The organism is Pseudomonas sp. B19(2017) (genome assembly GCF_002113165.1).
In the GTDB taxonomy this organism is placed as follows: Bacteria; Pseudomonadota; Gammaproteobacteria; order Pseudomonadales; family Pseudomonadaceae; genus Aquipseudomonas.
Window position 1 is genome coordinate 46,140 of sequence record NZ_NEJR01000011.1, and the last position, 11,666, is coordinate 57,805.

At 61.8% G+C, this 11,666-nt stretch carries 10 protein-coding genes; 7 read left to right on the top strand and 3 right to left on the bottom strand.

The genetic code is table 11. The features are described 5' to 3' along the window. Positions 1 to 153 precede the first annotated feature (153 nt). The gene (gene bfr, locus CAF70_RS16195; protein ID WP_003258014.1) at positions 154 to 627 is read left to right on the top strand and encodes a bacterioferritin; all 474 of its coding nucleotides are present in this window, start codon (positions 154 to 156) and stop codon (positions 625 to 627) included. 58 nt (positions 628 to 685) lie between these two features. Here bfr and grxD read toward each other — a convergent pair whose 3' ends face one another. Then, positions 686 to 1,021, bottom strand: a complete 336-nt coding sequence (gene grxD / locus CAF70_RS16200; RefSeq protein ID WP_085625907.1) for a Grx4 family monothiol glutaredoxin — start codon at positions 1,019 to 1,021, stop codon at positions 686 to 688. Positions 1,022 to 1,112: 91 nt separating this feature from the next. Then, on the bottom strand, positions 1,113 to 3,221 hold the full coding sequence (locus tag CAF70_RS16205) for a molybdopterin-dependent oxidoreductase (protein WP_085625906.1): 2,109 nt from the start codon (positions 3,219 to 3,221) through the stop codon (positions 1,113 to 1,115). 397 nt (positions 3,222 to 3,618) lie between these two features. Here CAF70_RS16205 and argF point away from each other — a divergent pair, with 397 nt between their 5' ends. Next, positions 3,619 to 4,539: an ornithine carbamoyltransferase gene (gene argF / locus CAF70_RS16210; protein ID WP_085625905.1), complete on the top strand. Its 921-nt coding sequence runs from the start codon at positions 3,619 to 3,621 to the stop codon at positions 4,537 to 4,539. Continuing rightward, a complete protein-coding gene (locus CAF70_RS16215) occupies positions 4,536 to 5,645 on the top strand; it encodes an ABC transporter ATP-binding protein (RefSeq protein ID WP_085601561.1) in 1,110 nt (369 codons plus the stop codon). Before argF ends, CAF70_RS16215 begins: the two co-directional genes overlap by 4 nt. 120 nt (positions 5,646 to 5,765) lie before the next feature. Here the strand turns inward: CAF70_RS16215 and ybaK are convergent, their stop codons facing one another. Next, positions 5,766 to 6,236 (bottom strand): Cys-tRNA(Pro) deacylase, encoded by a 471-nt coding sequence (gene ybaK / locus CAF70_RS16220; RefSeq protein ID WP_085625904.1) that lies wholly within the window; start codon positions 6,234 to 6,236, stop codon positions 5,766 to 5,768. A gap of 303 nt (positions 6,237 to 6,539) precedes the next feature. Here ybaK and CAF70_RS16225 point away from each other — a divergent pair, with 303 nt between their 5' ends. From CAF70_RS16225 to glpD, 4 genes are all read left to right on the top strand, one after another. Next, positions 6,540 to 7,391 carry an MIP/aquaporin family protein gene (locus CAF70_RS16225; RefSeq protein WP_085625903.1) on the top strand — a complete coding sequence of 284 codons (852 nt, stop codon included), beginning with the start codon at positions 6,540 to 6,542 and terminating at the stop codon, positions 7,389 to 7,391. 51 nt (positions 7,392 to 7,442) lie between these two features. After that, complete coding sequence (glpK, locus tag CAF70_RS16230; RefSeq protein WP_085625902.1) at positions 7,443 to 8,942, top strand: glycerol kinase GlpK; 1,500 nt, start codon at positions 7,443 to 7,445, stop codon at positions 8,940 to 8,942. 243 nt (positions 8,943 to 9,185) lie between these two features. Next, positions 9,186 to 9,941: a DNA-binding transcriptional repressor GlpR gene (gene glpR, locus CAF70_RS16235; RefSeq protein ID WP_046614760.1), complete on the top strand. Its 756-nt coding sequence runs from the start codon at positions 9,186 to 9,188 to the stop codon at positions 9,939 to 9,941. Between the two features lie 173 nt (positions 9,942 to 10,114). After that, positions 10,115 to 11,653, top strand: coding sequence for a glycerol-3-phosphate dehydrogenase (gene glpD / locus CAF70_RS16240; protein WP_085625901.1), 1,539 nt, complete (start codon positions 10,115 to 10,117; stop codon positions 11,651 to 11,653). Positions 11,654 to 11,666: the final 13 nt, after the last annotated feature.

The following is an 11,666-nucleotide window of genomic DNA, read 5'->3' on the forward strand; positions in this document are numbered from 1 at the left end:
CGAAATTCAATAAGTTAGCGCTTCAACGCGGTTCACAAACATTCTTATTTCCATTAATTTTCACTTATTATTCAAGAACTTAGGTTTGACACACCTAAGTATCGGGCTCAAACTTCGCTGTATTGGCACATTTCTACAGGGCAGGAACCCGACATGAAAGGCGACGTAAGCGTCATCCAGCATCTCAACAAGATCCTCGGAAACGAGCTGGTCGCGATCAACCAGTACTTCCTGCACGCACGCATGTACGAAGATTGGGGCCTGAACAAACTCGGCAAGCACGAGTACAAGGAATCGATCGACGAGATGAAGCACGCTGACAAACTGATCAAGCGTATTCTCTTCCTCGAAGGCATCCCCAACGTCCAGGACCTGGGCAAGCTGCTGATTGGCGAGCACACCAAGGAAATGCTCGAATGCGACCTGAAGATCGAACAGAAAGGCCTGGTCGACCTGAAAGCAGCCATCGCTCATTGCGAAACCGCGGGTGACTTCGGCTCGCGTGACATGCTGGAAGACATCCTCGAGTCCGAGGAAGAACATATCGACTGGCTGGAAACCCAGCTGGGGCTGATCGACAAGATCGGTATCGAAAACTACCTGCAGTCGCAGATGGGCGAAGAATAAATATTTCGCCCCATGAAAAAACCCGCGATCAGCGGGTTTTTTCATGCTTGCCGAAAATTCAGGCTTGGGAAGCCTTGGCCTTGGCCGCCGCGTCCTTGATCAGGGTCTGCAGCTCACCCTTCTCGAACATTTCCAGCATGATATCGCTGCCGCCGACCAGCTCACCGGCTACCCACAGCTGCGGGAAGGTCGGCCAGTTGGCGTATTTTGGCAGGTTCGCGCGGATTTCCGGGTTCTGCAGGATGTCGACGTAGGCGAACTTCTCGCCACAACCCATCACGGCCTGCGATGCACGCGCAGAGAAGCCACACTGCGGGGCATTCGGCGAGCCTTTCATGTAAAGCAGAATGGTGTTGTTGGCAATCTGCTCTTTGATCGTTTCGATGATATCCATGTAGCACCTCGGCTGAACTTTCCGACGCGGTCGTCGGCACGGTGACGCATTGTAACGGAAAGCCGAGCAGCATGCTCGGCCTTACCGTTCCTTACGCGGCCTCTACCTGCACAGGTACGCCATTGAGGGCGGCATTGCCGGAAACCTGGTCACGCAGGCGCTCATCGGTGAGGTCATTGGCGCTCACGCCAGGTTGCGCCTTGGCAATTTGCATGTGCACGCCCTGACGAGCGTGACCGAAGCCATGGGGCAGGCTGACCACACCCGGCATCATGTCTTCGCAGGCCTGTACCTCGACTTCAAGCTCCCCGGTACGCGAGCGGATACGAACCTGCTGGCCGTCCTGCAGCTGCCGCTGCTGAAGGTCCTGCGGGTGCATCAACAACTGATGTCGTGGTTTGCCTTTCACCAGCCGATGATAATTGTGCATCCACGAATTGTTGCTGCGTACATGGCGACGGCCGATCAGCAGCAGTTCGCCTGGCACCGGAGGGGCTTGTTGCGCCAGCCGCTCCAAGTCGTCCAGCAGCACCTGGGGCGCCGTTTCTACAGCCTTGCTGGCAGTTGTCAGGCGCGCAGCAAGGTTGGTGCGCAATGGCCCCAGGTCGAGGCCATGCGGGTGCTTGTCCAGGGCTGCCAGCGACAACTGCCAGGGAGTCGCCTCGCCATAGCGCCCCTTGCGCAGGGCCAGGTCGATCATCTGCGCCGGTGCCCAGGTCGGCTTCAGTTCCAGTTCGGCGCGCTTGGCGAACGCTTGTGCCAGCCCGACGAAAATCTCCCAGTCGTGCAATGCCCCTTCGGGCTTGGCCAGGATCGCCCGATTGAAGCGTGTCACGTTGCGCACGGCCAGCAGGTTGAACGTGCTGTCGTAATGATCGTTTTCCAGCGCCGAGGTGGAGGGCAGAATCAGATCGGCATGACGAGTGGTTTCGTTGATGTACAGGTCGATGCTGAGCATGAATTCCAACCCACCCAGCGCCACATCCAACTGGCGGCCGTTCGGGGTGGACAGTACCGGGTTGCCGGCCACCGTCACCAGCGCGCGCACCTGCCCTTCGCCGGGTGTCAGCATTTCCTCGGCCAAGGCCGCCACGGGCAGTTCGCCGCCGTACTCGGGCAAGCCCGACACCCGGCTCTGCCAGGCGTTGAAATGGCCACCCGAGGTGGTCGCCACCAGGTCGACGGCAGGCTCGGTGCACAGCGCGCCTCCCTCACGGTCAAGGTTGCCGGTCACCAGGTTGATCAGTTGCACCAGCCAGTGACAAAGGGTGCCGAAGGCCTGGGTAGAAACCCCCATGCGGCCGTAGCACACCGCCTTGTCGGCCGCAGCGAAGTCCCGCGCCAGCTGGCGAATGTCTGTTGCGGCAATGCCACAATGGGCACTCATGGCCTCTGCGCTGAACGGCGCAATTGCTTCGCGCACCTGCTGCAGGCCGGTGACCGGCAAGTGCGAGCCGCGCGCCAGGCCTTCAGCGAACAGGGTGTTGAGCACGCCACACAACAAGGCCGCATCCCCTCCAGGGCGAATGAACAGGTGACTGTCGGCCATCGCCGCCGTTTCGCTGCGCCGCGGGTCCACCACGACCAGGCGCCCACCCCGGGCCCGCAGGGCTTTCAGGCGCTTTTCCACATCCGGCACGGTCATGATGCTGCCATTGGAAGCCAGCGGGTTGCCGCCAAGAATCAGCATGAAACCGGTCTGGTCGATATCCGGGATCGGCAGCAGCAGGCCATGGCCGTACATCAGGTGGCTGACCAGGTGCTGCGGCAACTGGTCCACCGAGGTGGCAGAGAAGCGGTTGCGGGTTTTCAACAGGCCCAGGAAGTAGTTGCTGTGGGTCATCAGGCCGTAGTTGTGCACGCTCGGGTTGCCTTGGTACACCGCAACGGCATTGCGCCCATGGGCCTGCTGGATCGCCCACAACCTGTCGGCGGCCAGGGCAAAGGCTTCGTCCCAGCCGATAGCCTGCCAGTGCTCGCCCACCCGCTTGTGCGGTTGGCGCAGGCGGTCGGGGTCATTCTGGATGTCCTGCAAGGCCACGGCCTTTGGGCAGACATGGCCGCGGCTGAACGGGTCCTGCGGGTCGCCCTTGATCGAGCTGATCAGCGCCCGCCCGTGGTCGTCATGGCTGACTTCGATGTTCAGTCCGCAGATTGCTTCACACAGGTGACAGGCACGGTGGTGCAGGGTCTTGGTCATGGCCGCCTCTGCCTTGTTATCGTGGAGGATGTTGTAGAGGGTTGTCGAACATCGACTATGCGCTCACGCTCAACCACCGGCCAGCGCGCTTCGCGGCGTGAATCCACCGACATCAGGCACACGATTTGCGACAGCCATTTGCCAAATTGCCGACAAGCCGTGTACAACCCTCTGTAGCAAATAAAAAACAGCACTGCCTGTCGGGTGAAGACACCCTTTGCAACACCCTTTGATTCCGGGCAGCTGTTTCCCCTCTTGGCTTCAGGCGACATTTACTTATAGTATTGCGCCTTTCCCTATTTCGTCCGCCCCCGTGCGGCTTACGCCGCAGGTCACTCCCGTTGTCAAAAAAACCATACGGTCGACCTGCATACCGTTGCAGATAAGGTAGTCAATCATGAGCGCTAGGCACTTTCTCTCCCTGCTGGACTTCACCACCGACGAATTGCTCGGTGTGATCCGCCGCGGCATCGAGCTGAAGGACCTGCGCAAGCGAGGCGTGCTGTTCGAGCCTCTGAAGAACCGCGTGCTGGGCATGATCTTCGAAAAGTCCTCGACCCGTACCCGCGTGTCGTTCGAGGCGGGCATGATCCAGCTCGGCGGCCAGGCCATCTTCCTGTCCCCGCGCGACACCCAGCTGGGCCGTGGCGAGCCGATCAGCGACAGCGCCATCGTGCTGTCGAGCATGCTCGACGTGGTGATGATCCGTACCCACGCCCACACCACCCTGACCGAATTCGCCGCCAACTCGCGTGTGCCGGTGATCAACGCGCTGTCCGACGAGTCGCACCCATGCCAGTTGCTGGCCGACATGCAGACCTTCCTCGAACACCGCGGCTCGATCCAGGGCAAGACCGTCGCCTGGATCGGCGATGGCTTCAACATGTGCAACTCGTACATCGAGGCTGCCAGGCAGTTCGACTTCCAGCTGCGCATCGCCTGCCCGGAAGGCTACGAGCCGGACCCACGCTTCATGGCCATTGGTGGCGACCACGTGCAGATCGTGCGTGACCCGAAGGAAGCCGTGCGCGGCGCCCACCTGGTGACTACGGATGTCTGGACTTCCATGGGCCAGGAGGAGGAAACTGCTCGGCGCCTGGCGCATTTCGCGCCGTACCAGGTCACCCGCGAACTGCTCGACCTGGCGGCACCCGACGCCCTGTTCATGCACTGCCTGCCCGCCCACCGTGGTGAGGAAATCAGCCATGACCTGCTCGACGACCCACGTTCGGTCGCCTGGGACCAGGCTGAAAACCGCCTGCATGCACAGAAGGCCCTTCTCGAATTCCTTGTAGAACCGGCTTACCACCACGCATGAGTCAACCCCTACTGCTCAACCTGCGTAACCTCGCCTGCGGCTATGGCGACCAGCGCATCGTCCAGAACCTCAATCTGCACCTGAACGCAGGCGACATCGGTTGCCTGCTGGGTTCATCCGGTTGCGGCAAAACCACAACCCTGCGCGCCATCGCCGGTTTCGAGCCGGTGCACGACGGCGAGATCCAGCTGGCTGGCGAGGTCATTTCCCGGGCAGGCTTCACCCTGGCTCCGGAAAAACGCCGCATCGGCATGGTGTTCCAGGATTACGCGCTATTTCCGCACCTGACCGTGGCACAGAACGTTGCCTTCGGCATCGCCAAGCACCCGCGCCAGGCCGAGGTCATCGAAGAGATGCTCGAGCTGGTCAAGCTGGGTGGCCTGGGCGGGCGCTACCCGCATGAACTGTCCGGTGGCCAGCAGCAACGGGTCGCCCTGGCCCGTGCACTGGCACCGGAGCCGCAACTGCTGCTGCTCGACGAGCCCTTCTCCAACCTCGACGTGGAACTGCGCCGGCGCCTGAGCCATGAGGTTCGCGACATTCTCAAGAGCCGTGGCACCAGCGCCATCCTGGTGACCCATGACCAGGAAGAGGCCTTTGCCGTCAGCGACCAGGTCGGTGTGTTCAAGGAGGGCCGCCTGGAACAGTGGGACACGCCCTACAATCTTTACCACGAGCCGCAGACGCCGTTCGTGGCCAGCTTCATTGGCCAGGGGTATTTCATCCGTGGGCAGATGATCAGCCACGAGGCGGTCAATACCGAGCTGGGTGAGTTGCGCGGCAATCGTGCCTACATCATGGCGCCGGGCAGCTCGGTGGATGTGCTGTTGCGCCCTGACGATATCGTCCACGCACCGGGCAGTGCGCTGCAGGCGAACATCGTTGGCAAGAGCTTCCTTGGCGCATCGACTCTATACCGCCTGCAGTTGCCGACGGGTAGCCAGCTGGAGGCAATTTTCCCTAGCCATGACGATCATCAGGTCGGTGAGGATGTGGGGATTGCCGTGAAGGCCGACCATCTGGTGCTGTTCCCGGTCCCGGGCAGTGTGGCGGCGCAGTTGCCGCGACAGGAGAACGGGGTGCGCCGGTACAGTTCGGCGACCTGATTCGATATTCTGGGGCCGCTCTGCGGCCCATCGCGACACAAGGCCGCTTCTACAAGGGTACGTATTCCCCTGTAGGAGCGGCCTTGTGTCGCGATGGGCTGCAAAGCAGCCCCAAAATTCTCAGCCTCTACCGATCCCGGCAAACTTGCCCTGGGTATGCTCGGCCAATACCGCTGCCGCCAACTCCACCTCCAGCCCACGCCGCCCGGCACTGACATGGATAGTCGCAAAATTCTGCGCCGAGTCATCGATGAAGGTACGCAGGCGCTTCTTCTGTCCCAGCGGGCTGATCCCTCCCACCAGGTACCCCGTGGCCCGTTGCGCCACCGCCGGGTCGGCCATCTCGCACTTCTTCACCCCCGCAGCATGGGCCAGGGCCTTGAGGTCCAGCGTGCCCACCACAGGCACTACCGCTACCAGCAACTCCCCCTTCTCGCTGCTCGCCAGCAAGGTCTTGAACACCTGCTGCGGGTCGAGACCGAGCTTTTCCGAAGCCTCCAGGCCATACGACGCCGACTTCGGGTCATGTTCGTAACTGTGCACACGATGTTCGGCGCGGTGCTTCTTCAACAGGTCTAGGGCGGGGGTCATGCAGTTGCTCCGGTCAGGGACGGCTCGGCGGCTACTTTAGGACAATTCCCACAGCGCAGCCAGCGCACCGCAATCGCGCCCCTCTAGCACGCGGATACGCACCGGAAATCAGCAACCAGATCGTGACCGATCGTTCACTTTCGACCTTTGACATCAGCGTTTCTTGTCTATATTTTTTCGTTTGTGAATAAATGGTGCACTTTTAAGGTGCATTTCCTACATCTGCCTGGGGTCAATGGGGATAGACACCAGGCTTTGCTGTCGAGCGCCCAGTGCCTCACAACAAAAAAAACGAGGTCATACATGACGACTGCTCTACGCCAACCCACGCTGTCCAGCCAATGCCTGGCCGAGTTTCTCGGTACTGCACTGCTCATCTTCTTCGGTACCGGCTGCGTCGCCGCGCTCAAGGTCGCGGGCGCCAGCTTTGGCCTGTGGGAAATCAGTATCATCTGGGGCGTGGGCGTCAGCATGGCGATCTACCTCACCGCCGGTATTTCCGGCGCGCACCTGAACCCGGCAGTGAGCATCGCCCTTACCCTGTTCGCCGGTTTCGACAAGCGCAAGCTGCCCTTCTACATGCTGGCCCAGGTATGCGGTGCGTTCTGTGGTGCCGCATTGGTCTACACCCTGTACAGCAACCTGTTCTTCGATTTCGAACAGGCCCACGCCATGCTGCGCGGTAGCGAAGCCAGCCTGGAGCTGGCCTCGGTGTTCTCCACCTATCCACACCCGTCGCTGTCCACCGGCCAGGCGTTCCTGGTCGAGGTGATCATCACCGCGATCCTGATGGCGGTGATCATGGCCCTGACCGACGACAACAACGGCCTGCCGCGCGGTGCCATGGCCCCGCTGCTGATCGGCCTGCTGATCGCCGTGATCGGCAGCGCCATGGGCCCGTTGACCGGCTTTGCCATGAACCCGGCCCGCGATTTCGGGCCAAAACTCATGACCTTCCTGGCCGGTTGGGGCGAAATCGCCTTCACTGGCGGTCGGGACATGCCCTATTTCCTGGTTCCGGTGTTCGCACCGATCCTTGGCGCCTGCCTCGGTGCCGCGACCTATCGCGGCCTGATCGCCCGTAACCTGCCAATGGCAGCCGCCGGGAACCCTGAGACAAATGACAACCGCCAGGGCGATACTCAAGTCAATTGACGCCGGCGTCACACCCAGCCCTGAACCCCAATTTTCGCAAGGCCTACGACCATGACAGACACCCAGGATAAGAACTACATCATCGCCCTGGACCAGGGCACCACCAGTTCGCGGGCCATCATTTTCGACCGCGACGCCAATGTGGTGGGTACCTCCCAGCGCGAGTTCGCCCAGCACTACCCACAGGCGGGCTGGGTCGAGCACGACCCGATGGAAATCTTCGCCACGCAGAGCGCGACCATGGTCGAGGCCCTGGCCCAGGCCGGCATCAGCCACGCCCAGGTCGCCGCGCTGGGTATTACCAACCAGCGCGAAACCACCGTGGTATGGGACAAGGAAACCGGTCGCCCGGTATACAACGCCATCGTCTGGCAGTGCCGCCGCAGCACCGAGATCTGCGCGCAGCTCAAGCGCGACGGCCATGAAGACTACATTCGCGAAGCCACTGGCCTGGTCACCGACCCATACTTCTCCGGCACCAAGCTGAAGTGGATCCTCGACAATGTCGAGGGTGCCCGCGAACGCGCCGAGCGCGGCGAGCTGCTGTTCGGCACCATCGATACCTGGCTGATCTGGAAGTTCTCCGGCGGCAAGGTACATGTCACCGATTACACCAATGCCTCGCGCACGCTGATGTTCAACATCCACAGCCTGCAGTGGGACGAAAAGCTTCTGGAAATCCTCGGCATCCCACGGCAGATGCTGCCCGAAGTACGCCCATCTTCCGAGGTCTACGGCCACACCAAGAGCGGCATCGCCATTGCCGGTATCGCCGGCGACCAGCAGTCGGCGCTGTTCGGCCAGATGTGCGTGGAGCCGGGCCAGGCCAAGAATACCTACGGTACCGGCTGCTTCCTGCTGATGAACACCGGCGACCAGGCGGTGAAGTCTTCCCATGGCCTGCTCACCACCATTGCATGCGGCCCGCGAGGCGAAGTGGCCTACGCGCTGGAAGGCGCGGTGTTCAACGGTGGTTCCACCGTGCAGTGGCTGCGTGATGAACTGAAGATCGTCAACGACGCGCTGGATACCGAATACTTCGCCAGCAAGGTCAAGGACAGCAACGGCGTATACCTGGTGCCCGCCTTCACTGGCCTGGGTGCACCGTACTGGGATCCGTATGCCCGTGGCGCACTGTTCGGCCTGACCCGTGGCGTGAAGGTGGACCACATCATCCGCGCCGCGCTGGAGTCGATCGCCTACCAGACCCGCGACGTGCTTGACGCCATGCAGCAGGATTGCGGCCAGCGCCTTTCCGAGCTGCGCGTGGATGGCGGCGCAGTGGCCAACAACTTCCTCATGCAATTCCAGGCCGACATCCTGGGCACTTGCGTGGAACGCCCGAAAATGCGCGAAACCACTGCGTTGGGGGCGGCCTACCTGGCGGGCCTGGCCTGTGGCTTCTGGAGCGGCCTGGACGAGTTGCGCGACAAGGCCATCATCGAGCGCGAATTCAGCCCGCAACTGGATGAAGCGCAGAAAGAGAAGCTGTATGCCGGCTGGAAGAAGGCGGTCGAGCGTACTCGTGACTGGGAAGATCACGAGGCCTGATGCCCGGCGCGAAAGCTTGCCCAAATCCTGTGGGAGCGGGTTTACCCGCGAAGATGGCACCGGCTGCGCCGGTGTTCGCGGCTGAAGCCGCTCCCACAGGGACCAGTACAGCTTTCGGGTTTTGTGCATGACGAGCGCCGCAGCAGGGACCGCGTGAAGCAACGGGCCCGTTAGTCTACTGGTCGTAGTCCCCGTCCTACGGCATCATTGCAGCATTTGTCCGGCAGCCCCAAAGGACCGCCCATGAATCTGCCCCCTCGCCAACAACAAATTCTCGAACTGGTACGCGAACGCGGTTACGTCAGTATCGAGGAAATGGCGCAGCTGTTCGTCGTCACTCCGCAGACTATCCGCCGTGATATCAACCAGCTTGCAGAACTCAACCTGCTACGCCGTTACCACGGCGGCGCAGCCTATGATTCGAGCATCGAGAACACCGCCTACGCCATGCGCGCCGACCAGATGCGTGACGAAAAGCAACGCATCGCCGAAGCCGTGGCTCGGCAGATTCCCGACCATGCCTCGCTGTTCATCAACATCGGCACCACCACCGAATCCATCGCCCGCGCACTGCTCAACCACAACCACCTGAAAGTCATCACCAACAATCTGCATGTCGCCGCGATCCTTGCCGCCAAGGATGATTTCGAAGTACTGGTGGCCGGGGGCACGGTGCGTCGCGATGGCGGGGTTGTCGGCCAGGCCAGTGTCGACTTCATCAACCAGTTCAAGGTCGACTTCGCCCTGGTGGGCATCAGCGGCATCGACGAAGACGGCAGCCTGCTCGATTTCGATTACCAGGAAGTGCGGGTGTCCCAGGCAATCATCGCCAATGCCCGACAAGTGATTCTTGCCGCCGACTCCAGCAAGTTCGGGCGCAACGCCATGGTGCGCATGGGCTCGATCAGCCTGGTCGACTGCCTGGTGACCGACCAGGCGCCAACGCCCGCCCTTACCCAGTTGCTCAACCAGTACAAGATACGCCTCGAAGTAGTCTGAGCCGCCAGTGGGCTGCGAAGCGGCCCGCCGTTTTCGTAAATGTTCACTTTGTTGTCATCTGATCAGTTTTTTCTATAACTACTGACTGGCGACCGGCTTTCTGTTGCGCTAGTATTTTCGAAAACGAACATCAATGTTCATATTCGATGTGAACAGCCTCAGGAGGCCTTGCCGTGTCCCAGCCCGTTTCGTCCCAGCCCCCACTCGCCGACTGCTATGACCTCGCCGTGATCGGCGGCGGCATCAATGGCGTGGGCATCGCTGCCGACGCCGCCGGGCGCGGCCTGAAGGTGTTCCTCTGCGAAAAGGACGATCTGGCCCGGCACACCTCGTCGGCCAGCAGCAAACTGATCCATGGCGGCCTGCGCTACCTGGAGCACTACGAGTTTCGCCTGGTGCGTGAAGCGCTGGCCGAGCGTGAAGTACTGCTGGCCAAGGCCCCGCATATCGTCAAGCCCATGCGTTTCGTGCTGCCGCACCGCCCGCACCTGCGCCCGGCCTGGATGATCCGCGCCGGCCTGTTCCTGTATGACCATCTGGGCAAGCGCAAGCGCCTGGGTGCCTCGCGCAGCCTGCGCTTCGGCCCGGGCTACCCGCTCAAGCCAGCGATCACCCGTGGCTTCGAATACGCCGACTGCGCGGTGGACGACGCCCGCCTGGTGGTACTCAACGCCATGGCCGCCCGCGAGCACGGCGCGCACATCCACACCCGCACCCGCTGCCTGCGCGCCGAGCGTGTCGATGGCCTGTGGCAGGTGGAACTGCAGCACGCCGACGGCAGCCTGCAGAGCATTCGCGCCCGCGCCCTGGTCAATGCAGCAGGCCCGTGGGTTGCAAGCTTCATCAAGGACGACCTCAAGCTCGATGCGCCGTACGGCATCCGCCTGATCCAGGGTAGCCACCTCATCGTGCCGCGCCTGTACGAAGGTGAACACGCCTATATCCTGCAGAACGAAGACCAGCGTATCGTCTTCTGCATTCCATATCTGGACCGCTTTACCCTGATCGGCACTACCGACCGCGAATACAGCGGCGACCCGGCCAAGGTGGCAATCACCGAACAGGAAACCGAATACCTGCTGAAAGTGGTCAACGAGCACTTCAACCACCAGCTTGGTCGCAACGATATCGTGCACACCTACTCCGGGGTTCGCCCGCTGTGCAATGACGAATCGGACAACCCTTCGGCGGTGACCCGCGACTACACCCTGGCATTGTCCGCCAGCGAAGGTCAGGCACCGCTGCTGTCGGTGTTCGGCGGCAAGCTGACCACCTACCGCAAGCTGGCCGAATCGGCCATGGCCGAGCTTAAGCCGCATTTCCCGCAGATGCGTGGTAGCTGGACGGCCAGTGCGCCGCTGCCAGGTGGCGAGAACATGACGAGCGTACAAGACCTGGTGGATGCCGTACTGGCGCGCTGCGGCTGGCTGCCGGTCGACATCGCCAAACGCTGGGCGCTCACCTATGGCTACCGCGTGTGGCAGTTGCTCGACGGCGTGCACGGGCCGGAAGACCTGGGCCAGCCACTGGGCGGGGGGCTGTTCGGCCGCGAGGTGGAATACCTGTGCGATCAGGAATGGGCGTGCGACGCCGACGATATCCTCTGGCGCCGCACCAAGCTGGGGCTGTTCACCAGCGCCAGTGAACAGCGATTGCTGAAGGATTACCTGCAACAGCGCGCGCAGAAACAGGCCCGCGTCCAGGCAGCCTGACCCTGCATGCCTC

What these genes read in the sequence shown, in the direction of transcription:
- CAF70_RS16225 (WP_085625903.1), top strand. Translation starts at nt 6,540, where the DNA reads ATGACGACTGCTCTACGCCAACCCACGCTGTCCAGCCAATGCCTGGCC.
- glpR (WP_046614760.1), top strand. Translation starts at nt 9,186, where the DNA reads ATGAATCTGCCCCCTCGCCAACAACAAATTCTCGAACTGGTACGCGAA.
- glpK (WP_085625902.1), top strand. Translation starts at nt 7,443, where the DNA reads ATGACAGACACCCAGGATAAGAACTACATCATCGCCCTGGACCAGGGC.
- ybaK (WP_085625904.1), bottom strand. Translation starts at nt 6,236, where the DNA reads ATGACCCCCGCCCTAGACCTGTTGAAGAAGCACCGCGCCGAACATCGT.
- CAF70_RS16215 (WP_085601561.1), top strand. Translation starts at nt 4,536, where the DNA reads ATGAGTCAACCCCTACTGCTCAACCTGCGTAACCTCGCCTGCGGCTAT.
- CAF70_RS16205 (WP_085625906.1), bottom strand. Translation starts at nt 3,221, where the DNA reads ATGACCAAGACCCTGCACCACCGTGCCTGTCACCTGTGTGAAGCAATC.
- grxD (WP_085625907.1), bottom strand. Translation starts at nt 1,021, where the DNA reads ATGGATATCATCGAAACGATCAAAGAGCAGATTGCCAACAACACCATT.
- argF (WP_085625905.1), top strand. Translation starts at nt 3,619, where the DNA reads ATGAGCGCTAGGCACTTTCTCTCCCTGCTGGACTTCACCACCGACGAA.
- bfr (WP_003258014.1), top strand. Translation starts at nt 154, where the DNA reads ATGAAAGGCGACGTAAGCGTCATCCAGCATCTCAACAAGATCCTCGGA.